Raw genomic sequence first — 26,753 nt, 5'->3', positions numbered from 1 at the left:
TTAAACCGGACTATTTATTTACTTAAATGCAAACTTTTTTATAGCGGCTGCTACACCATCTTCATCATTTGTACTGGTTATGTATTTTGCCATGGCCTTAACGGAGTCTTTTGCATTACCCATTGCCACCGGTAATCCAGCAACCTTTAGCATGTCTTCATCATTTGTACTGTCTCCACATGCCATGATACATTCCGGACTTACTTCCAGTTTATTACACAATACTTTTAATGCAGAAGCTTTACTGGTAGTTTCACCGCCTATCTCTATGTTATGGTCTGATGAACTGGTTATGGTGATGTGTTTTAGCTCCATGAGCTTTTCTTTTATTAACTTTCTATCCTGCTTGTTTGCAAAATTTATATTTATATTCTCTATATTTTCTTTATTTTTAATCATCATGTTAAGCACATTCTTATACGGCTGTCTTGTTTTTCTAACATATCTTATATGACTTTCCGTTATTCCAACCTGATCTAAATTTTCAAAAATATGTTTCTCAATATAAGCCTTTCCTTTTACAAAAACCTCCACCATCAGTTCATGAGTGCTTAACAGATTATATACATGTTCCAGCGCTTCAGGGCTATACAATTTTCATATATCAATTTTTCCCTTCTTAAATCCGTGATAGCCGCCCCATTGGAAGTAATGATATATTCTATTCCTGGAAGTCTTAAAACATCTTCTGGTAAAGCAGATTGTACTCTGCCTGTTGCTATCACTACGTGGATTCCCATTTCAGTGGCTCTGTTCAGAGTCTCTTTGGTGAAAAGAGTCATTTTTCCCTCACTGTTTAAAGTCGTTCCATCTAAGTCCAATGCTATAAGTTCAATTCTCATAATCTCACCCAATAATATCTAAAAATTCCCGGTTATATCTTCTTATAAACTTCATATTACAGGAGTCCCCATGTCCTGGATATATAGTTATATCATTTTCCCATTTATTAATAATCTCTTTTATGGAATTTTCCATTTTATAATCTGAACCGTCCTTTAAATCAGTTCTTCCTAAATCCGTATTAAATACAGTATCCCCGGTAAATGCCAGTCTGCTTTTTACCGAATAAAAACAAACGCTGCCCTCTGTATGGCCTGGTGTATGCAAAACTATTATTTCTTCTCCATCCAGATCAAGTGTCATTCCATGTTCCATGGTAACATCCACTTTGGACTTATACATATCCAAATCACCCCAATGCATATATACAGGACACTCCTTCAATTCCCTTAACCGTTCTACTGCCCCGGTATGGTCATAATGATGATGTGTTAACAGGATTCCTGTAAGCTTTAATTTTTCTTCTTTTATCTGCTTTACAAATTTATCAGCATTGTATCCCGGATCAATGACAAAGCAATTTCCACCATTTTTTTGAAAAATGATGTAACCATTACTTTCTAAATTGCCCCCTACAATTCTTTTAATTCTCATACTTATACCTCTTCATATGCACACTAATACTAAAATCACCCTTAATTCTAGACTATTTTAGGATATCTTGCAAATATATGTTGCCAAAATATAAAGAAGTGATAAAATAGTTCTTACTACTGCTCAAGCAGTAGTACTTTATATGCAATAATCAACTTGATATTACAAGTAAAAAATAAAACAAATAAAAGAGGGAATTAAATGAAAATAGCTATAGCTGGTGCAGGAAAACTAGGCTTAAAAATTGCCGAATCCTTACTGGTGGGAAACCATTCTATAACAATTATTGATAAAAATGAAGAAGTGACACGTAAATTAAATAGTCATATGGACATATTAACCGTTACTGCCAATGCCAAACAAATCAGCATTCTACAGGAATTAAATATTCAGACCTATGATTATTTTCTTGCTGCAACAGATCGGGACGAAAAGAATATAGTAATAGCAAGCTTTGCAAAAAAACTGGGCTGCCCAAAGGTAATAGCAAGAGTAAGAGATCCAGAGCATATGAATCAATTAGATTTTATCAAAGAAACTATGGAAATTGATTACATAGTAAACCCGGATCTAGCAATTACAGTGGAAATATATAAATATCTTGTAGAGAAATACACACTTAGCAATGGTATATTCTCAAGTGGCAAAGTTTCACTTCTTGAATTCCCTGTAAAAAAAATGCCTGATATTATTGGCACTTCCATGGCTGACATTGGAAAAATATTTCCGGGGATGCTCATGGTGGGTATATCCAGAAGCGGCAAGGTTATTGTCCCTCACGGAGATACAACCATTCAAAAAGGCGATGGTTTATATATTATAGGAGAAAGACAGCCTATCCAGAAACTGGCTTCTAAAGTACATGAAAAAGGCAAATACACTAACCTGCAAAAAGTTATGATTCTCGGCGGAGGCAAAACAGGACTTTATCTTGCGAAAAAGCTTTCTGATTTTGGTATCAGTGTTAAAATTATTGAGCGTGACAAATCCCGATGTCATTATCTGTCCACCCATTTGGCTGATGTTATGATATTACATGGGGATGCAACAGATATTAATCTTCTGGAAGAGGAAAATCTTAACGATATGGATGCAGTAGTTACAGCAACTGGGTTCGATGAAGAAAACCTTCTCCTGGCTCTTATGGCAAAACAACACAATATTGAAGATGTAATAGCCAAAGTAAGCAGGGAAAGTTATGTAAGTCTGATTGAAAAAATGGGTATTGATATGGCCTTGAATCCACTCAATATAACTTCTGCAAGTATTCTCAGATTTATTCAGGGTTCTAAACGTGTGCTTTCATCGCAGCTTATACAGGGGCAGGCAGAAATCATGGAAATTATCGCGGTTAAACAGATGGCCCTTATTGGCATTCCCATCAAAAACCTGAAACTTCCTGAAGGTGTAATCATTGCAGCCATTCATCGTGGAATGCAGGTTATTATTCCTACAGGGGAAACAAAAATCCAGGAAGATGACAAAGTTATCATTCTTTGTCTTTTATCTGAACTGCCAGATTTGGAGAAGCTATTAAGCAATAATAAAATAGGATTTTTAAGCAGGAGATAATTGTTATGAATTTAAATATTAAAGCATTTATCAGATCCTTAGGAGTTCTTATGATGGTTATGGGGCAGCAATGGTATTGCCCCTTATTGTTTCTGCCATTTATAACGAAAAAGACATTGTTATATCTTTTATAAGCACTATCGTGCCGGTATCCATCATAGGATTTGTTCTTTACTACAAAGTGGTTCCAGTTCAGACAGCCCTTACAGTGCGTGACGGGTTCTTAACTGTATCTGTTTGCTGGATACTTGCCTCATTTATAAGTGCAATGCCTTTTGTATTATCAGGATCTATTCCTAATATTTTTGATGCATTTTTTGAATGTTCTTCTGGTTTAACAACTACTGGGGCTACAGCTTTAAAGGATATCGAAAGTTTATCAAAAGGTATCCTGTTCTGGCGCGCATTCACTCACTGGATTGGTGGAATGGGAATCTTAGTTTTTGCTGTTGCTCTTCTTCCCTCCTTGGGAATCGGTGCTAATACCCTTGCTGCAACAGAAGCTCCAGGCCCTACCATGGACAAAATAACACCTAAGATTTCTGATTCTGCAAAAAATCTTTATACCATTTATACTATACTTACACTTTTAGAAATTATCCTTTTAATGCTGGCTGGAATGGATTTATTTGATGCATCCACTCATACCTTTGGTTCTGTTGGTACGGGAGGTTTTTCTAATTATAACAATAGTATAGCCCATTTTAACAGTGTTCCTATAGAAATGATTATAACAGTATTTATGATCCTTGCAGGTGTGAACTTTAACCTTTATTTCTATACTTTTAAAAATAAAAGAGGAATCAGGAAACTTCTGGTAGACGAAGAATTCAGATTATACATAATCATTATAACAGTTATTACAATTTTAATAAGCCTCAATCTATGGTTATCCCATACTTATGAAAACTTGGGACAGTCTCTGAGATTTTCAGTATTTCAGACGGCATCTATATTGACAACTACTGGATTTGTATCAGCTGATTACGATTTCTGGCCCACTTTCAGCAAAATGCTGATATTTACATTAATGCTTATAGGTGCCTGCTCTTCTTCCACTGCTGGAGGCGTAAAAGTTATACGATTTCTTGTAGTCTTAAAACTTATTAAAAGAAGTATTCAGGTTAGATTACATCCAAATGCAATTATCTCAATAAAAATCAACGATAAAAAATTAAGTATTGACACTGTTTCAGAAATTGCAAATTTTATATTTCTTCATATATTAGTGGTATCTGTTTCTACACTTTTAGTCAGTCTGGATGGCTATGATATCATAACGAATTTAAGTGCAGTTCTAACCTGTATTGGCAATATCGGGCCTGGATTCAGTCTGGTGGGTCCTTCCATGAATTTTAGCATTTTTTCTGACCCGGTTAAGTTTCTGTTATCTTTTGTAATGCTTGCCGGCCGGCTGGAACTTTATGCTTTTATTGTACTTTTAATGCCTCGGTTTTGGCAACAGAATAAATAGTAGGGGAAATTATTATGTCATTTAATTATCGTATTATATTTAAATCAGTCAGTATTATACCCGTTATTTTAGGTATTTCTATGTTTATACCTATGTTTACTGCTTACTATTATAACGAATGGCAGGAACTTAAAATTTTTTCAATACTAGCAGCAATTATGATAATTATTCCGTTCTTATTGTTTCATTACCTGAGAAGATCATCAGGGATAATAAGAATGCGTGATGGTTACCTTACGGTTGCTCTTTGCGGCATAACTGCCTGCCTGCTGGGTGCCCTGCCTTATTTGGCATCCGGTCAGACTACATCCATAATAGATTCTCTTTTCGAATCTATATCTTCTTTAACCACTACCGGTGCAACTCTTTTTAATCTGGACACCATACCAAAGAGTCTGCTTATGTGGAAAGGGGTTTGTAACTGGTTGGGAGGCATTGGAATCCTGATATTATGTATATCGGTTCTTCCTGCATTAGGAATTGAAGGAAAAACATTAGCCCAGGCTGAAGTGCCAGGACAAATTTTAGGCAAGATAACAAATCGTACTTCAGATTCAGCAAAATATCTGTATGTGGTATATATTACATTTACAGTAGCAGAATTTATCCTTCTGTCACTGGGGCCCATGAATATTTTTGATTCTATCATAAACACTATGGCAAGCGTAAGCACAAGCGGACTGGGTAGCATAAACCATGCTTTTTCACATTATAATAGTTTCTATAATGATACGGTTATAGGCACATTCTCACTGCTTGCTTCTGTGAACTTTACATTATATTTTCTGATTATTCATGGAAACTGGAAGGCAATTATATCAAATATTGAACTGAGAGCCTTTTTGGTTATTATTTTTTTAAGTTCTTTGTTTGTTATTTTAAATTTATACTTAACAAATACATATGGACTTTCAGAGGCCATAAGATATGGAATTTTTCAAGTGATATCTATATCCACCACCTCTGGATTTTCAATAGAGGGGCATGGTGGCTGGCCATCATTCAGCCTGGTTCTTCTCACCGTACTGATGCTTATTGGCAGTTGCTCTTTTTCTACTGGAGGTGGAATTAAAGTAATAAGATTTCTTGTTTTGTGCAAACTAGTTGCAAGAGGATTTACCAGACGAATCCACCCACGTTCTGTGGTTGCTGTAAAAGTAGGAGGTCGCCCTATTTCAGCTTTAAGAGTATCCTATATTACTGTATTTATCATGGTATATTTTATACTTATAATCATAGGAAGTATCCTCCTGTCCCTGCAGAATCTTGATTTAATCACAACATTGTCTTCGTCCTTAGCTATGATTTCAAATGTTGGAATTGGGTTTGGTGATGTTGCAGCAGGGAACTTCAGTATTTACTGCAGGCCTTTACGTCTGGTATTATGTTTCCTTATGATTGCAGGAAGATTGGAATTGTTTACAGTTATAACCCTGTTTATGCCGTCTTTCTGGAATCCTTCTAAATTTAAAAACTATTAATTGAATAAAAAATAAATTAAAAGCAAACTACTAAAGTAGTTTGTTTTTAATTTGTATACTTAAAATCAACTTATAGATTTTGAAAGGAGTTTTTTTATGTTAGTAAAAGACATTATGACCTCATGTGTCAGTTGTGTGAAACCTGACAGCACCGTTTCACAAGTGGCTAAACAAATGAAACAGGAAAACATTGGCTCTATTCCCGTTTGTAATGATTCAGGACGTGTATTGGGAATCATTACAGATAGGGATATCGTCCTTCGTTCCGTTGCAGAAGGAGATAACAGCTTAAAAGCCCAGGATATTATGTCACAGAATATTACTTGTGCAACACCTAGTATGAACGCCCATGATGCTGCACTTCTGTTCTCGAACCATCAGATTAGACGCTTACCTGTAATTTCTAATGACAGACTGGTTGGTATTCTTTCCCTTGGGGACATAGCTCAAAAAAATATTCTGGTAGATGAAGCAGGTGACGCCCTTTCTGCCATATCAAAACCAAACGGCCTGAGATAAATCTCAAGCCGTTTTTTTATTCTTCTTCGATTACAAAATCAATTTCCCTGTCGTCTACGTTGGCCCTTGATACACGTATTCTGACTTTATCTCCAAGAGTGTAGATCTTATTGGTACGCTGCCCTATAAATCTATATTTTGTCTGTTCAAAATCATAATAGTCATCGTTTAAGCTTTCCACCCTTACCAGACCTTCTATTGTATTAGGCAGTTCAACATAAAATCCATAATTAGTAATTCCACTTATAACACCTTCAAAACATTCTCCAATATGATAAGACATATACTCGGTCTTTTTCAGTTTTTCAACTTCACGTTCTAATTCCTGAGCATGCCTTTCCGCTTTGGAAGAAAGTTCTGAAGCAGTTTCCGTTTTCTTTCGAAGTTGCTTATTTCTCTTGTCACTGATACCGCCATCAATTATTTCTTTAATTATCCTGTGTATAATTAAATCCGGATATCTTCTGATTGGAGAAGTAAAATGACAATAATACTTTACTCCTAATCCAAAATGTCCATCACAAGAAACATCATAAAAGGCTTTTTTCATTGATCTAAGCATAACAGTATTTACTACATTCTCGTAAGACTGACCTTTTACTTCTTTAAGCAAATCGCTGAGTACTCTTGGATGAATATTTTCCGTATTACCTTTCATCACAATGCCAAATCCTCTGACAAAACTTTTAAATTCATCTATTCTGTCCGTGGCAGGCTTTTCGTGTACACGATAAACAAAAGGTGCCTCCATCCAGAAAAAATGTTCTGCTACTGTCTCATTGGCAATCAGCATGAATTCCTCTATGATGCGGTTTGCAATACGTCTCTCTGCAGTTTCCACAGTAACCGGGATACCAGCATCATCTAATGTAATATACGCTTCGTCAAAATCAAAATCCAGACTACCTCTTAAATCTCTTTTTTTATGCAATATATCAGCAAGTGATTTCATGGTTAAAATGTCTTTATAGATATCATCATATTTGGAAATCAGATCAACAGCATTTTTTTCAAGCATATCTGATACATCATCATAAACCATGCGATGTGCAGAATGAATGATACTTTTAAAAATATCGTGACTAACCACTTCCCCAGTAGAATCAATTTCCATGGAAACTGAAAGCGTCAGTCTGTCCACATCAGGATTAAGACTGCATATTCCATTTGAGAGGGCTTTTGGCAGCATCGGAATAACCTGATCTACAAGATATACGCTGGTGCCCCTCTTTAAAGCTTCTTTATCCATGGCTCCATCTTCTGTTACATAATGACTGACATCCGCAATATGCACCCCTAGTAGATAATTTCCATTTTCCAGCTTTTCTATTGATATAGCATCATCTAAATCTTTGGCATCAGCACCATCTATGGTTATTATTGTTTTATTTCTAAGATCAACTCTTCCCTTCCGTTCTTCATCAGTTATAGGCTCAAATTCTGCATCTTTTTGTTCTTTTACCTTAGAAACAGCTTTTGCTTCTGCATTTACTCTGCTTGGGAAAGTCTGAAATAAATTGTACTGTCTTATCAGTGCTTTTATATCCCCGCCGGCTTCTCCAAATCTGCTGATTACTTCAGTGATTTTTCCTTCTGCACTGTTTCCTTCTTCTGGATACTTAATGATCTGTACAACAACTTTATCTCCAGTTTCAGCATTTTTCCAGTCGCTTTTCTTTACAAAAACATCCTCATTATAAAAATGTTTATCATCTGGTACCACAAAGCCGAATCTCTTATTTTTTTCAAAAGTTCCTACTATTTCTTTTACTCCATGGGTGATTATTTTGTCAATAATACCTTCTCGTGATTTGCTATCTCTGTCTTTTGGTAATAATGCCACTAAAACATAATCACCATTCATAGCTCCATTTAAATTTTTACCTGCAATGAATATATCCTGCCTTTCTTTTTCATCCACAGGATTTTCTTCTTCATTGACTTCAGGAGTGACAAATCCAAAGCCCTTTTTGTGTTTTGACAATATACCCTTAATGGTCTCTATATTTGCATGAGACACTTTTTTTCGTTTATCCACCTTCATAAATTCCGGTTTCGTATCTTCTCTTTTCTTTTTATCAAATATCTTTTTACTCATAAGTTCAGTATACCACAATTTAGAAATATATGCCTTTATTTTCATAGCATATTATATTTTTCACATAAAACATAAAGGATGGCGTAAGCCACCCTTTATTTCTTTTATTGGTTACAGGTTATTATTTTTATTGTTGTCGGTGTTGTTATTATTAACAGCACCATTTGTTGTCACTAAATCTTTAGCAGCATTACCCGCATTATCAGCAGCATTGTTTAAATCATTACCAGCTTTGTTTAAATTGTTATCAGTACCATTATTATCTGTCACAGTATTAGGTGTAGTTGGATTTAACCCTGTTCCTGTTCCCTTGTTACTGCATGCTACAAATGCCATTAAAGCGATAACCAATAAAAGTCCTAGAAAAATTCGTCTTTTTCTCAATTGCTTCAACTCCTCTCTTTTTTCTCAGTCTTAGTATTATCAAAATGCCGCTTTTTACTCCAAATAAAACATAAAAATTTAAGTTAAAAATCACTATTTAATGTCAATTTTAAAAAAATATGATAAATTACTGAGTGAAATGCTTTTTTTATACGAATATATAGTTAAATGACGTCAAAACAAAATATTATATTTTTTTTATGTGAGGTAAATATGAATGATGACAATCAATTAATTCAACTAATTAAAAAAAATCCACAAGAAGGATTATCAGCTGCCATCGATTTGTATGGAAGTACTATAAAATGGATTGTAATAAAAATTATTGGCCACTGGAATTCTCAGGATATAGAAGAATGCATATCGGATATTTTTGTAAAATTATGGATGAATATAGATAATTTTAAAATTGAAAGTAACATCTCTTTAAAAAGCTATTTATGTGGAATAGCAAGACATACAGCAATTGATTATCTAAGAAAAGCAAAACTCCATTTTGAAATCATTCCTATTGAGGAAAATGATATTGGTTTATCTGTAGATTTTACAGATGAACTTGCAAAACAAACCAATTGTCTGATTCTTCAGGAAGCTGTGGATGCTCTCCCAGAGCCTGACAGGGAAATATTCATCCTTAGATATTATTTTCATGAACGAATAAATTCTATTGCCCAATCCCTTTGTCTTAGCCCAAAAGCAGTTGAAAACAAGTTGTATCGCGGGAAAAAGGTACTTAGGGATTCCTTAATTGAAAGGGGGATTATCATATGAAAAGTTTAGAGGATATTATGGGATTTTATAACTTAAAGGGCGAAGATATCAAGGGACACAATCCCATTTCTGCTGATGAAAGAGCTAGAATTCTGCAAAGAACCCTGGATAAAGCTGCATTAATAAAAAACCCCAAAAAAGCACACAGAAAAAGATTGATTATGCTAGCAGCAGCCTGTATAACCATCTTTGCTCTAGGTGCCGTATCTTTTGCTGCTACTACATTAAACGGCAGCCTTCTAAATTTCTTCCATCCTGAAGGCCAAAATGAAACAGATTTATTAAACAGTTTAGGAACAATAATTGATAAACAGGTTACAGAAAACGGTCTTACCATAGATGTAAAAGAGGCGGTTGGAGACAGCAATGCAGTTTATGTGCTCTTTGATTTAATTGGCCCAAAAAACATGCCATTAGACCAGGAGCAATACGCCTTTGTGAGCCAGTTTGTGGATATTGATAATTACTTTTCTCTGCACCATGGCTCAGGCTATAGCTTCCAGTGTTTAGAAGATTCAAATCCAAAAGATAATATTAAACCTATGATGTTGAGTTTTAGCTCCAGTGAAAGACTTGCAGGGAGGAATATGACCTTTAGATTTAAAGATTTTTCCAGATATAAAACAGAAGAAGAATTAAAAGGCCGGCCTGAAAGTTTTGAAGGAACTCCTGGTGATGAAAACGATGTATATAATATATTAATACCAGGTAACTGGGAAATAACTTTTCCTCTGAATTATAGAGACAATACAGCTGTCTATAAGCTAAATAAAAGGTTAGAATATCACCATATTTCTTTAAAAGTTAAAGAAGTCCGATTATCACCCATATCCATCAGTATGACTTTAAATACCTTTTCTGAGGTAAGAAGCGATGATATTCATGACGCGCCACTAATAATTCACATGAAAAATGGTGAAACCATAAACGCAGATGAGGGCAGTCGTGGCACAAATACCAGCACTTTTAAAATTGTAGTAGATGCTCAATTTAATAAAATAGTAAATCCTGCTGAAATTAAATCAATAGAGTACTGCGGTACTATACTTCCTATCAAATGGTAGTTCTTTCACTATAAATGGTTCCTTTATCATAAACAATATAAAAGCAAAGTCCGAGATGGGACTTTGCTTTTATATTGTTATGTATTTTTATTAAATGCGCTGAGAGGATTTATACCTCAACGGTCCAGCCAAGTTTATCTTCTACTTCACCAATCTGAAGTCCATAAAGCTCATCATATAGTTTTTGAGATAATTCACCAATCTCTCCAGTATTTATTACCACCTTCTCGCCTTTCCATGAAAGTTCTCCCACTGGAGATATTACTGCTGCAGTACCAGTTGCAAACATCTCAACCAGTTTACCCTCTTTTCCTGCATCAAAGACTTCATCGATGGTCATTCTTCTTTCTGCCACTTTAATGCCCCATTGTTTCAAAAGATTTATTACAGAATCTCTGGTTATGCCAGGCAAAATGGTTCCTGTAAGAGGTGCGGTAATGACCTCATCATCTATTTTAAAGAAAGCATTTGAAGTACCAATTTCTTCAACATATTTTCTTTCTACACCATCAAGCCATAACACTTGTTCATAGCCGCTTTCGTGAGCTTTCTCCTGAGACTTAAGTCCTGCAGCATAGTTACCGCCTATTTTAGCAAAGCCTGTACCTCCTGGTGTAGCTCTTACAAATTCATTTTCTACATATATCTTAGTAGGAGCAAGACCTCCAGCATAATATGGCCCTACAGGGCTCAGTATAACCATGAATAAAAAATGATCTGCCGGCCTTACTCCAAGAAATGGTTCATCTGCAATGATGAACGGTCTTATATATAGTGAGGTTCCTTTTTTATCAGGAATCCAGTCTTTATCTACATCCACAACAGCTTTAATTGCTTCCACAAATAATTCTTCATCAATGTGTGGAATACACATTCTTTCGTTTGTATTTGTAGTTCTCTTCGCATTCATATCTGGTCTGAATAAAAGTACTCTTCCATCTTTTGACTTATATGCTTTTAACCCTTCAAACATTTCCTGCGCATAGTGAAAAACTGCTGCAGCTGGATCAAGCTGAAGTGGTGCATAAGGCTGAACTCTACCATTATGCCAGCCCTTTTCTGGATCATACTCCATAATAAACATATGGTCTGTAAATACCTGTCCGAAACGTAATGTATCAGGATCTGGTTTCTGCTTTGGATTATTGGTTTTTGTTACTGGAAAATTATATTTCATGACTATCCTTCCTCTCTTGCCCTATATATTTAAATATTTTAAATTTGTTTTGTTACCCTATTATAATAATCCTTAATTTTTAAATAGTCAATGATTTTTTGTTATTTTAAACAATATATTTTGTATTTTTTTGTTTTTGTAATACAAATCATCCCGTTCTATACAAAAATCCAACCCACATTGTAGACCTTTAAACACATTTCTTATTATTTGTTATATAGAAAATAGTCAAAAGGGTAGCGGCTATTATTGACATAATGCTTCCATAATAAAAAGGTGCCTGATTGCCCATATGGTCATACATAATCCCTGCAATAAGACTGGCAGGCAGTAATGTAATTCCCACCAAACAATTATAGATACCTAAACCAGTACCTCGTTTGTCTTTAGGTATTAAATCAGAAACTAAAGCCTTTTGAACTCCATCAGTGGCGGCGCTGTACAACCCGTATAATGCAAACAGTCCTGCCAGCATTCCGATGGAATTTGTTCTGCCGAATCCAAAATAAATAATTGCATAAAGCACATAGCCAAAAATGATAATTCTTTCTCTTCCTATCTTATCCGAAAGAATTCCAGCTGGTACGGCAAATAGTACGGATACGGCATTAAAAATTAAATATATTAATGGAATGAACTCGTCTGTAACCCCTACATCTCTGGCTTTTACAAGAAGCAATGCATCCGTAGAGTTTCCCAGTGTAAAGATAAAGATTATGGTTAAAAAAGCATAGTATCTGCTTGAAAAATCTTTAAATTTAATTTTGCTAAGGGGATTAACATTTTGCAGCTTAACTTCTTCAACAAAGAATATAATGCAGAAAAGGCCTATTATCCCCGGTATAATTGATATGAGAAAAATTTTCCTGTAAGGTTCCGGACAAAAGAATAAAATGGCAAATGCTAATAGCGGGCCTAATATAGCCCCGCTATTATCCATAGCTTTATGAAATCCAAAGCTTTTACCTTTTTCACGGCCATCTGCAGAGGCAGCTATCAAGCTGTCTCTGGGTGCTGTTCTTATTCCCTTTCCTACTCTTTCAGTAAACCGAATGAAAAGCACTTGCATGGGGGATACCGCAAAAGCAAACAACGGAGAAATGATCGCTGTAAAACCATATCCTATAATCATAAAGGGTTTGTTTCGTCTGATTTTATCACTCCACCAACCTGATAATGCTTTTATGACAGATGCAGTGCTTTCCGCTATACCTTCAATAAAAGACAGCTCGGTCTTACTGGCTCCCAGACTTAACAAAAACATTGGCATTACAGCATAAACCATTTTTGTTGTAGTATCTGTAAAAAAGCTTGTAAGCCCTACGAAAAAAATATTTTTTTCTATCCCTAGGATTTTCTTTTTTCTTTTCATCATTATTTTTCTCAAAACTCTTAAACGGCTAAGATTTTCTTTATCCTATCCTTATGGGCAATAATTTTTCTGTACAGTTTTAAATATTAACATAATTCTATACTATTTTGAACTATTTCCAGAAAATACTTATGTACAGAACTATCCTCAGTAAGTTCAGGGTGAAAAGACATAGCCAGTTGATTTTTATATCGTACTGCTACTATCTTTTTATCTACTTCTGCCAGAATTTTCACTTCCGGAGCGGCCTCAATAATGTATGGTGCCCGGATAAAAGTCATGGGAATTTTTCCAATTTCTAACATATTCTCTTGTGTTTTAAAACTACCCAGCTGCCTTCCGTAAGCATTCCTTTTAACCGTTACTGGTAGTGTCTGAAAATGAACGGAAGAATCGTTTTCAATTTTATCTGCAAGCAGAATCAGACCCGCACAAGTTGCTAAAACAGGCATGTCCTGCTCTATTTTACTTTTTAAAGGCTCCATTAAATCAAGTTCTCTTAATAATTTACCCATTACAGTGCTTTCACCGCCAGGCAGAATCAATCCATCAAAAGATTGTTTCAAATCATCCCTTTTACGAATCTCAAAATATTCAATCCCTAATTGTCTAAGAATCAATTCATGCTCTGCATAAGCTCCCTGTAGAGCAAGTACGGCTATCTTCAATTTATTTACCTCTCTCAGCCATCAGTAGCTCTATTTCCTGTTCGTTTATACCAACCATTGCTTCCCCTAAATCTTCTGATAAATTTGCAATTAACCTGGCATCCTTGTAATTTGTAACTGCCTTTACTATTGCCTCAGCACGTTTTTCAGGATTTCCAGATTTGAATATTCCAGAACCTACAAAAACACCTTCTGCACCCAGCTGCATCATAAGTGCTGCATCAGCAGGAGTTGCTACTCCTCCCGCAGCAAAATTAACCACTGGCAGTTTGCCATTTTCATGAACATATTGAACTAAATCATAAGGTACCTGTAGTTCTTTTGCAATATTAAACAATTCGTCTTCTCTGGTACTCTGTATCTTAGCAATTTCTCTGTTCATCATACGCATATGCCTTACCGCCTGAACCACATCTCCCGTTCCAGGTTCTCCTTTTGTCCTGATCATGGAGGCCCCCTCATTAATTCTCCTCAGTGCCTCACCTAAATCCTTGGCCCCACATACAAAGGGAACGGCAAACTTTGTCTTATCAATATGATAAACATCGTCAGCAGGGGAAAGTACTTCACTTTCATCTATGTAATCAATTTCAATCGCTTCAAGTAACTGTGCTTCCACAAAATGACCAATCCTGCATTTTGCCATAACAGGTATGGTTACGGCTTCTTGTATGCCTTTAATCATTTTGGGGTCACTCATTCTTGAAACACCTCCGGCTGCTCTGATATCAGCAGGGATTCTTTCCAGTGCCATAACTGCGCATGCACCAGCCTTCTGGGCTATCTGTGCCTGCTGGGGTGTGGTTACATCCATAATTACTCCACCCTTTAACATCTGTGCCAATTGTTTATTCAATTCATATCTGTTTTCACCCATTGTTATTCTCCATTCATTTTAAAATTATTATGGGTTTCGCGCAAATCCCAGGAAAGGCTTCCTTTATTTTATATGGTTATTCCTAACATGTAACAAACCATTTCCTTATATTAAACATTATACGCTTTATTGATATTATTAAAATACGCAATTTTAATAATTTTATTATATACAGTTTTGGTTTCATTTGCATATTTATCGCAGTTTTATTAAACTGAATATATTTTTTTACAATTATCATAACTACAGTTTTATTATATAAAAAAGCAAGTGTCTTTATCAAACACTTGCTTTTTCTTAAGCATCCATCAATAAAATAAAGCAGAAAATGTAATATTTATGCATGCTACTGATGAGATAATTTTATAACATGCTCCAATGTTGCATTTTTTCTATAATAATAAGTTCCACCAGTAGAATAACTTAATGAAAATCCTGCTCTTTCATAAGCCGCAGTTGCAGAAGAATCAACTGCAACTGTGCATGTACCTCTTGCTACAAGATTAAGTGTAAGCGAATCTGAAAGCGAAGAATTATTATATATTTCATCCCATGTATGATAACCACTTTCCGCTACACTCCATGTCTTCTTAATTTTATGAAAGTTACTACCTTGACCGACAGACATTTCACATAAAGCACCCAATTCAACTTTGTAAGAAATGCCCAAAACAGAAGCAACTTTTTTTGTTACTATATACTCTCTGTCAATATATGATCCCCTATAAATTTCTGGATCATTAGCAAAGTCCGCTTGATAAACAGCTTCTGCCTTTTCCAAATTAATATTATCAATTTCTGAAATCCTTTGAATTGTTTGCTCTGGTGATAAATCTCTATAAGCAACTGTATATTCATCTGTATCTTCTAATACCTTATATTCTGGCAAATTTTCTCCATATGTATCTAGATCCGAGTCTGCATAAGCTAAACTTGTAAAGAGAAGCATAAAAATAAGTATAAATGATAAAATAATTGAATTTCTTTTCATTTTTAACCCCTTCCATCTTCTATTAATGTAATTTCATATTCAAAAGTTGTGTTAATCCTATTATAGTAGATTTTTTCATTATTTCGGGTAGGTATAATATAAGAACCTCTAGTCTTAACTTTTAGCTTTTCAGGACTTATTATGCGAGTATCTGTGTACGTCTCTTCCCATTTGTGATTCTCTGCAGATGTTAAAATGTTTTGACTGTTTAAAGAATAAAATTCAATTTTTTTATCTTCTAACATTGTGCATAGTAAAACGATTCTAATTTTATTCTTTTGTTTTTGATCAACTGTTGTATCAATTATATATTCTCTATTAAATGTGTTAAGTTTTTTCTCTTTTGGCATATAATTTTTATAATAAAGTTCTTTTGCTTGTATATAGTTTATATTTTTTAGTTCTTCAATTCTTTGTATAATTTGTTGTTGAGTCAAATCTCTATATTTCAGTGTGTATTCCTGAGTTTCTTTTACCATTGTATATTCGTTGAATTTTGCTTTATCCTTAGTCTTAATACATATTGCGGTTATGAATATAAAAATAATTAATATGAAAAAATAAAAATTATTTTTTTAATATTTCTTCCCCCTTTTTATTGATGTAATTGCTTAATTAATAACATTATATCATGTTATTCCAAATTTTATATATTTTTTATCAAATTTAACAATTTTATTGCTTAATGTCCTTGTACTTATGCTTCGAATGAAAAATACCGCTTCTCCCGAAGCGGTATAAAATAAAATCTATTTAAGTACTAAATTAGCCCACCTATTGCTACAAACAGAGGCGAAAAGACTAATGCTACAATAGTCATAAATTTAATTAAGATATTAATTGATGGTCCGGAAGTATCTTTTAATGGATCACCGACTGTGTCACCGACTACAGCGGCTTTATGAATATCTGACCCTTTACCTCCAAAGTGGCCTTCTTCAATATATTTCTTTGCATTATTTAATGCTCCGCCTGCATTAGCCATCATCATGGCAAGCAATATACCTGCTGGAAGGGCTCCCACAAGCATTCCACCCAAAGTTTCAGTTCCAAAAACAATACCTACTACTAAAGGAGCAATAATTGCAAGCAAACCTGGGGCAACCATTTCCTTAAGGGCAACCTTGGCTGAAATATCTACACAAGTAGCGTAATCAGGCTTTGATATTCCTTCCATGATTCCTTCATCTTCCCCAAACTGTCTTCTTACTTCCCCAATAATCAGATTCGCCGCCTTACCAACAGAATTCATTGTCATGGACGTAAAAGCGAAAGGAAGCATAGCACCAATAAACATACCAATGATAACTTTTGGATCAAGTAAACTGATTTCCTTAAGTCCTGTAACAGTGATATAAGATATAAAAAGTGCAAGGGATGTAAGTGCCGATGAAGCAATTGCAAATCCTTCACCAACAGCCGCAGTCTTGTTGCCAACAGTATCCAGCTTGTCTGTAATTTCCCTGACCTCCTGTGGAAGTTCACTCATTTCAGCTATACCTACTGCATTGTCAGATACCGGACCGTATACGGCCACGGCAACGGCCATAGCTGTTGTAGATAGCATACCTACTGCGAAAAGAGCAATTCCATATAGGCCTGCAAACTGAAATGCAGCATAAATTCCTGCTACAATAAAGAGAACCGGCCACACTGTTGATAACATACCAACACCTAAACCTGAAATAATCGTTGTAGCTGCACCATTCTGTGACTGCTCTGCAATAGTTTTAACATGTTTATAGTCACTAGAAGTATATATCTCTGTAATTTTTCCAATTATAATACCGCCTGCAAGTCCTGCAATAACAGCAACAGCATAGTGGTAGCTATTCAGCATAACCTTTGATAATATAACGGAAGCAATAACCACAACAATGCCAGATATGTACATGCCCATATTGAGAGCCTGTGAAGGATTTCCACTCTCTTTAGTTCTGACTCCCATAATTCCAATAAGTGATGCAAGAATACCGACAGCCGACAAAACAAGAGGGAACAACGCAGCCGCAGTTTCACTGAAAGTACCCCTGAATGGGCTGCTGCTACTGCTGCCAGGGTAATAGCTGCAATAATTGAACTCACATAGGATTCAAAAAGATCCGATCCCATGCCAACTACGTCACCAACATTATCCCCGACATTGTCCGCTATAACAGCCGGATTTCTGGAATCATCTTCTGGAATGCCAGCTTCAATTTTTCCTACCAAGTCCGCTCCCACATCTGCAGCCTTAGTATAAATACCACCGCCCACTCGTCCGAACAAGGCAATGGAAGATGCACCCAGACCAAATCCAGTAATACACTGTACCACAGTTGCAAGATTTAAAATAACAAAAATTACACTCAATCCCAAAAGGCCAAGTCCTGTTACACAAAGCCCCATTACCGAACCAGATCTAAAAGCAACTTTAAGTGCCTTACTCATACCTGATTCCATTGCTGCATTTGCAGTTCTTACATTAGCTCTTGTAACAACATTCATACCGCAGTACCCTGCAAGTACAGAAAGCAATGCCCCGACTACATAAAGGATGCCCGAAACCCAGTTAATAAAAAATCCAATAAGTAACGCCAATACTACAATCACGATTATCATAGTCTTGTACTCTCTTTTTAGAAAAGCCATCGCACCCTCTCTGATATAGCCTGCGATTTTTTTCATCCTGTCGTTGCCTTCATTAACTCTGTTAATCCATGCTGTAAGGGCATAAGCGAAAACCAGAGCAATAATTGCTGCAGCCATTGCTGCAAAGGCAAAAATACTCATAATCATCTCCCCCTCCTTAACAACATTTAAGAGGCGTCCTGGACACCTCTTAAATCAAAAATAATATTTTATTTTAATAATGAAACAATATAATAATGATTATATCTAATCTATTATTCAATAGTAACTAATGCTAGTGAAACAACGATAAAGCAAACTGCTGCTATTGTAGCGATTCTACTTAAAATAGCTTCATATCCCTTACTCTTCTTCTTGCCGAACAACTGCTCAGCACCACCGCCGATTGAACCAGACAGCCCTGCACTGTTTCCAGACTGCAATAAAATACTTGCAATCAAAACAATACTGGCAGCTGCAAGCACGATCATAAGAAATGTTTTCATATCTGCACCTCCTATACATGATTAACTTCTAAAGTCTACCACAAGTCCCAAAAAAAATCAAGGCTTTTTCCCACTATGTCAGAAAAAGCCTGAATTTGTTGATTAACCTCTTAGGTTGTAAAACGCTGATATACCAGCATATTGTCCCGATGTATCCAGTAATTCTTCAATGCGAAGAAGTTGATTGTATTTTGCTATTCGATCTGTTCTTGACAGTGATCCGGTCTTAATCTGTCCTGCATTTAATCCAACTACAATATCTGCAATTGTTACGTCTTCTGTTTCGCCGCTTCTGTGAGAAACAATAGCAGTGTATCCAGCTTTCTTAGCCATTTCAATAGCATCAAAAGTTTCTGTAAGTGTACCAATCTGATTAACTTTAATCAGTATAGAGTTTGCAACTCCTTTTTTAATTCCTTCTGCAAGTCTTTCAGTATTGGTTACAAATAAATCATCCCCAACTAGCTGAATCTTCTTTCCAAGTCGTTCTGTCAAAAGCTTCCAGCCATCCCAGTCATCTTCTGCAAGGCCGTCCTCTATAGAAATAACTGGGTATTTGGAAGCTAGCATTTCGTAATAAACTACCATTTCTTCAGCAGTTCTTGTCACACCTTCGCCTGTCAGATTATAAGCTTTCGTTTTTTCATCATAAAACTCACTTGCTGCCACATCAAGAGCAATCTTAATATCTTCTCCTGGTTTATATCCTGCTTTCTCAATGGCTTCAATAATAACTTGTATTGCTTCTTCATTGGTTGCAAGATCAGGTGCAAAACCACCTTCATCACCAACAGCGGTATTCATTCCTTTTCCTTTAAGAACAGACTTCAGATTATGAAATACTTCTGCTCCCATTCTTAAAGCTTCTCTGAACGTAGGGGCACCTACAGGCATGATCATGAATTCCTGGATGTCAACCGTGTTATCTGCATGGGATCCGCCATTCAGAATGTTCATCATTGGAGTAGGAAGTGTCTTTCCATTTACGCCTCCAAGATACTGGAATAGTGGGATTCCTAAACTGTTTGCAGCTGCATCAGCAGCAGCCATGGATACTGCCAGAATGGCATTCGCCCCTAGTTTACCCTTGTTTGGAGTACCATCAAGTTCAATCAGAAGCTTGTCCAGTCCAACCTGGTCAAGCACATTATAGCCAATGATTTCCTCGGCAATAATCTCATTAACATTATCTACTGCCTTCAGAGTTCCCTTACCTAAATATCTTTCTTTGTCACCGTCTCTTAGTTCAACGGCTTCATGTACACCAGTTGAAGCGCCGGAAGGAACAATGGCTCTTCCCATGCTTCCATCTTCAAGATAGATTTCAACTTCTACGGTTGGATTCCCTCTGGAATCAAGCACCTCGCGTGCTATTACTTCTTCTATAAATGGCATTTAGTTACCTCCATATTTTAAAAATTTACTATTTGGATAAACTCTTCTGGTACAAGGCTGGCACCACCTACCAATGCACCATCAATTTCTTCCATATTCATTATATCTGCAGCATTAGATGATTTTACACTTCCTCCATACTGAATGACTATTTTATCTGCTACATCATCATCGTATAATTCTTCTATAATATCTCTGATAAAACCACACATTTCATTAGCCTGTTCTGGTGATGCTGTTCTTCCTGTCCCAATAGCCCAGACAGGCTCATATGCTATGACCAGGCTCTGTGCCTGTTCAGCAGTTATATCTTTAAGACCTGCTGCCATCTGAGATTTTACCACTTCAAAAGCTGCCTCTGCATCTCTTTCCTCCAGACTCTCACCGACGCACATAATAGGTACAATACCAGTGGAAAATGCTTTATGTAGTTTTTTATTTACTGTATCATTGGTTTCTGCAAAAAACTGCCTTCTTTCAGAATGGCCTATGATGCAGTAATCCACTCCAATCTCCTTAAGCATAGCAGCTGATATTTCTCCAGTATAAGCTCCCTCCTCTGCAAAATGCATGTTCTGAGCCCCTACTTTAATATCAGTGCCCTGAAAAGCTTCCTTTAAGGTCTTCAATTGGGTAAATGGTGCACATACTGCTACCTGAATGTCTGAACTTACATATAGCTTTTTAAAAGATTCTGCAAAATCTTTCGCCTCTGCAGTAGTTTTAAACATCTTCCAATTACCAGCTATTAACGGTTTTCTGATCATGAACTCCTCCTTATACGAAACACTACATACTCTGTTTTATTTGTCTTGCAGGCAGGCAATACCTGGAAGTTTCTTTCCTTCCAGAAATTCAAGAGAGGCGCCCCCACCTGTTGAAATATGAGTCATCTTATCCGCCAGGCCAAACTGTTCTACTGCAGCAGCAGAATCTCCACCACCTATCACGGTGATACCTTTGCATTCTGCAAGAGCCTTTGCGACAGCTAGCGTTCCTTCTGCAAAATTAGACATTTCAAACACCCCTACAGGTCCGTTCCATACAACTGTTTTGGCATTTTTAACGGCATCTGCAAATAGTACCTGTGACTTCGGCCCTATATCCAGCCCCATCATGCCGGCAGGAATTTTGTCCATATCACAATAGGCTGCAACAGAATCATTAGCAAATTCTTTTGCCACTTTTACATCTACAGGTAAAAGAAGTTTAACCCCTAAAGACTCAGCTTTTTTTAGAAGTTCTCCTGCAAGTCCCACATTTTCTGCATCCAGAATGGAAGTACCGATTTCATATCCCATGGCTTTATAAAAAGTATATGCCATGCCTCCACCTATAATAAGCGTGTCCACCTTCTTTAAAAGATTTTCAATAACCAGTATCTTATCCCCACTTTAGCGCCACCCATGATAGCTACAAAAGGTCTTTCCGGATTTTCTACTGCACTGCCAAGGAACTGAACTTCCTTTTCAATTAAAAATCCTGAAACAGCCGGAAGATAATCTGCTATTCCGGCAGTAGAAGAATGAGCTCTGTGTGCAGTTCCAAAAGCATCATTTACAAAAATATCTGCCAGTCCTGCCAGTTCCTTGGAGAATTCAGTGCCGTTTTTCGTCTCCTCTTTTCTGAAACGGACGTTTTCAAGAAGCATAATTTCACCTGCTTCTAATCCTGCAGCCGTTCTTTTCACCGCTTCATTTATAACTTCAGGGGTACTGATAAATATGACTTTCTGGTTAAGAAGCTGATTAAGCCTTTCAGAAACAGGCCTTAGCGTATACTTCACATTTGCTTCCCCATCAGGTCTTCCTAAATGTGACATAAGGATAACACTTGCACCTTTTTCAAGCAAATATTTAATGGTAGGTAAAGCGGAAGTAATCCTGATATCATCAGTTATAACTCCATCTTTCATAGGCACATTAAAATCACATCTGACAATTACCTTTTTGCCTGAAACTTCAATATCTCTTACAGTTCTTTTCATGTTCTAATCTCCCCATACTTAAAAACTATTCTGTACTTATATTAGTAAACTTTTTACTATTACGCTCTGTCTACCTTATGCATATGCTGAATCAGCATCAGGATTTTACTGGAATAGCCATATTCATTATCGTAGAAAGCAATAAGCTTTACAAACTTTTCATTTAGCATAATTCCTTCTCTCGCATCAAAAATAGAGGTATGTGGATCACCGATAAAATCACTTGATACCACTTCATCATCAATGTATTCAATAACGTCCTTCATTGCTCCTTCAGATGCTTCTTTAACCTTTTTACAGATGTCTTCGTATGTGGCAGACTTCTTAAGCTGAACATTCAGGTCAATTACAGAGACATCTGCTACAGGAACCCTGTATGAAATACCTGTCATTTTACCCAGTACAGAAGGAATAACAAGTCCTACTGCTTTAGCAGCTCCTGTTGATGATGGAATAATATTGCCAAAAGAAGATCTTCCAGTTCTCCAGTCTTTCATGGAACGTGCATCAACAACTTTTTGTTTTGCTGTTGCAGCATGAATAGTTGACATTAGTCCCTGTTCAATTCCCCAGTTATCTTCCAGTACTTTTACAAGGGGTGCTAAACAGTTTGTTGTACAAGATGCGTTGGAAACCACATGAATATCCTTGCTGTAATTTTCATGGTTTACGCCCATTACATAAGTAGGAGTCATTTTATCTTTTGCCGGTGCTGATATAATAACCTTCTTTGCTCCTGCCTTAATGTGCTTCATGGAAGCTTCTGTTGTAACATAAGCACCTGTAGCTTCGACTATGTACTCTGCTCCACATTCTGACCAAGGAATATTTTCGGCATCACTTTCACTGTATACAGGGACTTTTTTTCCATCGATAATTATTCCCTTATCGTATACTTCCAGGCTCTTTGGAAATCTTCCAAAAATTGTATCGTACTTAAGCATATATACCATATACTCTAAATCTGCATTACGTACATTAATTCCACAGATATCAATGTCCTCAAAATCCATTGCTGCACGTATTACAACACGTCCGATACGACCGAACCCACTAATGCCAACTTTAATCGCCATTTTTTTCTCCTCCTAGCATTTTCTGCTCTTTACATTTTCTAAATTTTCATATTTGCATAATCGCTTTTTAATTCAATTATATATATTATTAACTGTTATTAATAATCAATATCTTTTTCGCTTTGAAGATGAAAGAATGTTTAATTCATCACGGTATTTTGCTACTGTACGTCTGGAGATTTCAATCCCCTTTTCTCCTAAAAGTCTAACCATATCCTGGTCGCTGTAAGGTGCTTTGGAATCTTCTCCAGATACTATTTCCTTAATAAATGTTTTTATACTTTGCGAAGAAATCCCTTCTCCCTGATTTCCAGTAACACCGCTTGTAAAGAAATACTTAATTTCATAAACACCCCTTGGGCTCTGCATATATTTCCCATTTATAGAACGACTTACCGTGGATTCATGTATTCCTACCTCTTCGGCGATTTGCTTTAATGTTAACGTTTTTAAATATTTTGAACCCTTATCAAAGAATTCCTGCTGGTACTTTACAACAGCACTGACTACATTATATATTGTCTGTTTTCGCTGTTCGATACTTCTGATAAGCCATATGGCTGAGTTGAGTCTTCCCGAAAGGAATTTGGTAAGGTTAGGATCATTGTGAGATTCCTGTAATACCTTTTCATAATAAGAACTTACCATCAATTTAGGTGTGCTGCTTTCATTTACAGTAACCACATATTCCCCATTAACCTTCTCAACAATAATATCCGGAACAATGTATCTTGTAGTTACCTGTGAAGCAAACTGTCTGCCTGGTTTTGGTTCCAGACTTCTGATAAGATCACTGATTTCCTGTACTTCCTGGACTGTGATTCCCAGTTCTTTAGCAATTGTTGCCAATCTGTTAGCGGCAATATCCTCCAGATAACCATTTATAACACGCTTTACTGTCTCATCCGCCTCATTACGGTTTTCCAGCTGGATTAGCAGGCATTCCTTTAAGTCCTTTGCCGCCACCCCTGCTGGATCAAACCCCTGAATTGCACTGAGTACAGTATTTACTTTTTCTTCAGTAACATTTAATGCCCGTGCTATCTCTTCCACTGTCAGGGTCATATACCCATTATCGTCTAAAGATTCAATTATATATTTGCCAATAGTTCTGTAATTTTGTTTTATCGGTGCAAACTGTAACTGAAACATCAAATGCTCTGATAAGGTAACATCTGATGTAACAAACTGCTCAAAAGAATATTCTTTATCGTCTTTAGAATATTCCCCCTGTTTGTAACTGATATCGTCGTATTCTCTTTCCTTTATATGTTCAGCCCATTCATTACTGCTCAATTCATTACTGCCAAGAGTGGCACTGTCAAGTTCTCTGGTTCTTTCACTTAACCCATTTGCATTTTCAGTATTTTCACTGATTTCACCCGGATCAGAGTGATTTGCCTGTTCCAGCACAGGATTGACCAGAAGCTGCTCCTGGACATAATTGTCCAGATCCTGTGTATTAAACTGCAATATCTGGATAGCCTGAATCAACTCAGGAGTCATTACAAGTTTCTGTGTCTGTTCAATTGTTAAATCGTACCCAAGTCTCATATTTTACCTCAACCGCAATATAAGCAAACTTATTCAAAATAATTATACTACAAAATAGTAATATTTCTACCCCAAACTAATAATAATTAGAAAAATTACTCTAATCCAGGGAAATCTAACTGCCTTAATGCTTCAAAGAGTATGATATTAGCAGAGTTAGACAGATTTAACGACCTTAACCTTGTATCCACGCTCATGGGAATCCTTATAGCTTTCTCTTTATGTTCAGCAATAAATTCCCTTGGAAGCCCTGCCGTCTCTCTTCCAAATAAAATCATATCTCCATCTTTAAACTGCACATCAGTATATTTATGTCCGCCTTTGGTAGTTGCAAGATAAAGCTGTCGGTCCCCATACTTTTCCATAAAAGCCTCAAGGCTCTTATGAATTTCCAACTGTACAAAAGGCCAGTAATCAAGCCCCGCTCTTTTTACACTCTTATCATCTATAGAAAATCCTAACGGCTCTACTAAATGAAGTACGCTACCTGTTGCAGCGCAGGTCCTTGCTATATTCCCCGTGTTAGGCGGAATCTCAGGTTCCACAAAAACAATGTGAATTGCCATATTTTCACCTTCCATTCTAAAATTATGTTGTATACAAATATATTTTAGCACATTCAATGTAAAAAAACACTATTTAAGGCCCCACTTTCTAAAAAATTAAAGACAAACCTTCTTAAATAGTATATAATATTCTTTACGATTTTAAAACGGCGTTGCCGGCAGGAAATTATCTAGGAGGTATAGAAATGGAAACAGTCAAAATAGGACTACTAGGCTTAGGTAACATTGGAACTGGCACTTACAAGACTCTTGAAATGAATAAAGTGCAAATTACTAAGGCAACCGGTCTTAATCTTGAAATCAGTAAAATTCTTGAAAAAGATACAACTAGAGAAAGAGATATTACAGTTTGTCAGGAACAATTCACACAAGATCCTGATGAGATATTTAAAGATCCTGAGATTGACATTGTAATTGAACTTTTAGGTGGCGTAGAACCTGCAACTACATTTATGCTTGAAGCTATGAAAAATAAGAAGAGCGTTGTTACAGCCAACAAAGCCGCAGTAGCTGCTAATTTTCAGAAACTGACAGATACTGCAAAAGCTAATCATGTGGAGTTTCGATACGAAGCCAGTGTTGGTGGTGGAATTCCTATTATAAATGCTCTCACAACTGTCCTTCAAGCCAATGAATTTGTGGAAGTCCAGGGGATTGTAAATGGCACTACAAACTATATTCTTACACAGATGACCGAGTTCGGTTTAAAATATGAAGATGTACTAAAAAAATCTCAGGAGTTAGGCTTTGCTGAATCGGATCCTACAGCTGATGTGGAAGGTATTGACGTGGCTAATAAGCTTTCCATTTTAATATCCATTATGTTCAATACTTATATTGCTCCTAAGGATATACCAACCCAGGGCATAAGTAACATTAAACAACAAGATATCGAAGCTGCAAAAGTCGAGGACAGTAAAATAAAATTAATCGCTTATGCACATAAAGAGGGAGATAAACTGGAATACAGTGTAAAGCCTATGCTATTGAAGAATTCTCATCCTCTTGCATCTGTCAGCAATGAATTTAATGCTGTTTATGTAACAGGTAATGCTGTTGGTGAATTAATGTTTTACGGTAAAGGAGCAGGTCCCCTTCCAACGGGCAGCGCGGTTATGGGAGATGTTCTTGAAATTGCAAAAAAAATATATAATAAATAACAGAGGTGAATTAA

Annotated in this window: 23 protein-coding genes and 3 pseudogenes; 7 read left to right on the top strand and 19 right to left on the bottom strand. The window is 36.3% G+C overall.

Annotated features, from left to right (window positions below):
• Positions 1-18: 18 nt before the first annotated feature.
• Together Ami3637_RS12830 and Ami3637_RS12820 are read right to left on the bottom strand one after the other, a co-directional pair.
• Positions 19-770: pseudogene (locus Ami3637_RS12830) on the bottom strand (Cof-type HAD-IIB family hydrolase); the annotation flags it as partial.
• A gap of 76 nt (positions 771-846) precedes the next feature.
• Entirely contained in the window at positions 847-1,437 is a 591-nt protein-coding gene (locus Ami3637_RS12820) for an MBL fold metallo-hydrolase (protein WP_162362921.1), read from the bottom strand.
• 201 nt (positions 1,438-1,638) lie between these two features.
• Here Ami3637_RS12820 and trkA point away from each other — a divergent pair, with 201 nt between their 5' ends.
• The 4 genes from trkA (at position 1,639) to Ami3637_RS12800 (ending at position 6,483) form a co-directional block, all read left to right on the top strand.
• On the top strand, positions 1,639-3,009 hold the full coding sequence (gene trkA / locus Ami3637_RS12815) for a Trk system potassium transporter TrkA (RefSeq protein ID WP_162362920.1): 1,371 nt from the start codon (positions 1,639-1,641) through the stop codon (positions 3,007-3,009).
• Positions 3,010-3,079: 70 nt separating this feature from the next.
• A complete protein-coding gene (locus Ami3637_RS12810) occupies positions 3,080-4,483 on the top strand; it encodes a TrkH family potassium uptake protein (RefSeq protein WP_162362919.1) in 1,404 nt (467 codons plus the stop codon).
• A gap of 14 nt (positions 4,484-4,497) precedes the next feature.
• Complete coding sequence (locus tag Ami3637_RS12805) at positions 4,498-5,964, top strand: TrkH family potassium uptake protein (RefSeq protein WP_162362918.1); 1,467 nt, start codon at positions 4,498-4,500, stop codon at positions 5,962-5,964.
• A gap of 96 nt (positions 5,965-6,060) precedes the next feature.
• The gene (locus tag Ami3637_RS12800) at positions 6,061-6,483 is read left to right on the top strand and encodes a CBS domain-containing protein (RefSeq protein ID WP_162362917.1); all 423 of its coding nucleotides are present in this window, start codon (positions 6,061-6,063) and stop codon (positions 6,481-6,483) included.
• A 16-nt stretch (positions 6,484-6,499) separates the two neighbouring features.
• On the opposite strand, the gene rnr is transcribed toward Ami3637_RS12800, so the two are convergent.
• Together rnr and Ami3637_RS12790 are read right to left on the bottom strand one after the other, a co-directional pair.
• The gene (gene rnr, locus Ami3637_RS12795; RefSeq protein ID WP_330586635.1) at positions 6,500-8,626 is read right to left on the bottom strand and encodes a ribonuclease R; all 2,127 of its coding nucleotides are present in this window, start codon (positions 8,624-8,626) and stop codon (positions 6,500-6,502) included.
• Between the two features lie 66 nt (positions 8,627-8,692).
• Positions 8,693-8,965 (bottom strand): hypothetical protein, encoded by a 273-nt coding sequence (locus tag Ami3637_RS12790; protein WP_162362915.1) that lies wholly within the window; start codon positions 8,963-8,965, stop codon positions 8,693-8,695.
• A gap of 213 nt (positions 8,966-9,178) precedes the next feature.
• Between Ami3637_RS12790 and Ami3637_RS12785 the strand changes: the two genes are divergently transcribed.
• Positions 9,179-9,736 (top strand): RNA polymerase sigma factor, encoded by a 558-nt coding sequence (locus Ami3637_RS12785; RefSeq protein ID WP_162362914.1) that lies wholly within the window; start codon positions 9,179-9,181, stop codon positions 9,734-9,736.
• The gene (locus Ami3637_RS12780) at positions 9,733-10,800 is read left to right on the top strand and encodes a DUF4179 domain-containing protein (RefSeq protein ID WP_162362913.1); all 1,068 of its coding nucleotides are present in this window, start codon (positions 9,733-9,735) and stop codon (positions 10,798-10,800) included. The genes Ami3637_RS12785 and Ami3637_RS12780 overlap by 4 nt, the downstream gene beginning before the upstream one ends.
• Positions 10,801-10,909: 109 nt before the next feature.
• Here Ami3637_RS12780 and Ami3637_RS12775 read toward each other — a convergent pair whose 3' ends face one another.
• From Ami3637_RS12775 to trmL, 15 genes and pseudogenes are all read right to left on the bottom strand, one after another.
• A complete protein-coding gene (locus tag Ami3637_RS12775; RefSeq protein WP_162362912.1) occupies positions 10,910-11,977 on the bottom strand; it encodes a branched-chain amino acid aminotransferase in 1,068 nt (355 codons plus the stop codon).
• 190 nt (positions 11,978-12,167) lie between these two features.
• Positions 12,168-13,352 (bottom strand): MFS transporter, encoded by a 1,185-nt coding sequence (locus Ami3637_RS12770; protein WP_162362911.1) that lies wholly within the window; start codon positions 13,350-13,352, stop codon positions 12,168-12,170.
• An 83-nt stretch (positions 13,353-13,435) separates the two neighbouring features.
• On the bottom strand, positions 13,436-14,017 hold the full coding sequence (pdxT, locus tag Ami3637_RS12765; protein WP_162362910.1) for a pyridoxal 5'-phosphate synthase glutaminase subunit PdxT: 582 nt from the start codon (positions 14,015-14,017) through the stop codon (positions 13,436-13,438).
• 1 nt (position 14,018) lies between these two features.
• Complete coding sequence (gene pdxS, locus Ami3637_RS12760) at positions 14,019-14,894, bottom strand: pyridoxal 5'-phosphate synthase lyase subunit PdxS (protein WP_162362909.1); 876 nt, start codon at positions 14,892-14,894, stop codon at positions 14,019-14,021.
• A 346-nt stretch (positions 14,895-15,240) separates the two neighbouring features.
• Complete coding sequence (locus tag Ami3637_RS12755; protein ID WP_162362908.1) at positions 15,241-15,885, bottom strand: hypothetical protein; 645 nt, start codon at positions 15,883-15,885, stop codon at positions 15,241-15,243.
• Positions 15,886-15,887: 2 nt separating this feature from the next.
• Positions 15,888-16,364 carry a hypothetical protein gene (locus tag Ami3637_RS12750; RefSeq protein WP_162362907.1) on the bottom strand — a complete coding sequence of 159 codons (477 nt, stop codon included), beginning with the start codon at positions 16,362-16,364 and terminating at the stop codon, positions 15,888-15,890.
• 281 nt (positions 16,365-16,645) lie between these two features.
• A complete protein-coding gene (locus tag Ami3637_RS18700) occupies positions 16,646-17,872 on the bottom strand; it encodes a sodium-translocating pyrophosphatase (protein ID WP_330586634.1) in 1,227 nt (408 codons plus the stop codon).
• A gap of 113 nt (positions 17,873-17,985) precedes the next feature.
• A pseudogene (locus Ami3637_RS18695) lies at positions 17,986-18,633 on the bottom strand (sodium/proton-translocating pyrophosphatase); the annotation flags it as partial.
• Positions 18,634-18,770: 137 nt separating this feature from the next.
• Positions 18,771-19,001 (bottom strand): preprotein translocase subunit SecG, encoded by a 231-nt coding sequence (gene secG, locus Ami3637_RS12740; RefSeq protein WP_162362906.1) that lies wholly within the window; start codon positions 18,999-19,001, stop codon positions 18,771-18,773.
• Between the two features lie 102 nt (positions 19,002-19,103).
• The gene (gene eno, locus Ami3637_RS12735) at positions 19,104-20,396 is read right to left on the bottom strand and encodes a phosphopyruvate hydratase (RefSeq protein WP_162362905.1); all 1,293 of its coding nucleotides are present in this window, start codon (positions 20,394-20,396) and stop codon (positions 19,104-19,106) included.
• A gap of 17 nt (positions 20,397-20,413) precedes the next feature.
• A complete protein-coding gene (tpiA, locus tag Ami3637_RS12730; RefSeq protein ID WP_162363763.1) occupies positions 20,414-21,160 on the bottom strand; it encodes a triose-phosphate isomerase in 747 nt (248 codons plus the stop codon).
• 39 nt (positions 21,161-21,199) lie between these two features.
• A pseudogene (locus tag Ami3637_RS12725) lies at positions 21,200-22,383 on the bottom strand (phosphoglycerate kinase).
• Positions 22,384-22,442: 59 nt separating this feature from the next.
• Positions 22,443-23,459, bottom strand: coding sequence for a type I glyceraldehyde-3-phosphate dehydrogenase (gap, locus tag Ami3637_RS12720; RefSeq protein ID WP_162362904.1), 1,017 nt, complete (start codon positions 23,457-23,459; stop codon positions 22,443-22,445).
• Positions 23,460-23,564: 105 nt separating this feature from the next.
• A complete protein-coding gene (gene rpoN / locus Ami3637_RS12715) occupies positions 23,565-25,013 on the bottom strand; it encodes an RNA polymerase factor sigma-54 (RefSeq protein ID WP_162362903.1) in 1,449 nt (482 codons plus the stop codon).
• Positions 25,014-25,108: 95 nt separating this feature from the next.
• Positions 25,109-25,579, bottom strand: coding sequence for a tRNA (uridine(34)/cytosine(34)/5-carboxymethylaminomethyluridine(34)-2'-O)-methyltransferase TrmL (gene trmL, locus Ami3637_RS12710; protein ID WP_162363762.1), 471 nt, complete (start codon positions 25,577-25,579; stop codon positions 25,109-25,111).
• 185 nt (positions 25,580-25,764) lie between these two features.
• Between trmL and Ami3637_RS12705 the strand changes: the two genes are divergently transcribed.
• Positions 25,765-26,739 carry a homoserine dehydrogenase gene (locus Ami3637_RS12705; RefSeq protein WP_162362902.1) on the top strand — a complete coding sequence of 325 codons (975 nt, stop codon included), beginning with the start codon at positions 25,765-25,767 and terminating at the stop codon, positions 26,737-26,739.
• Positions 26,740-26,753: the final 14 nt, after the last annotated feature.

The organism is Aminipila terrae (assembly GCF_010120715.1).
Lineage (GTDB): Bacteria > Bacillota > Clostridia > Peptostreptococcales > Anaerovoracaceae > Aminipila > Aminipila terrae.
This window is presented reverse-complemented; position numbering and strand designations above follow the sequence as displayed.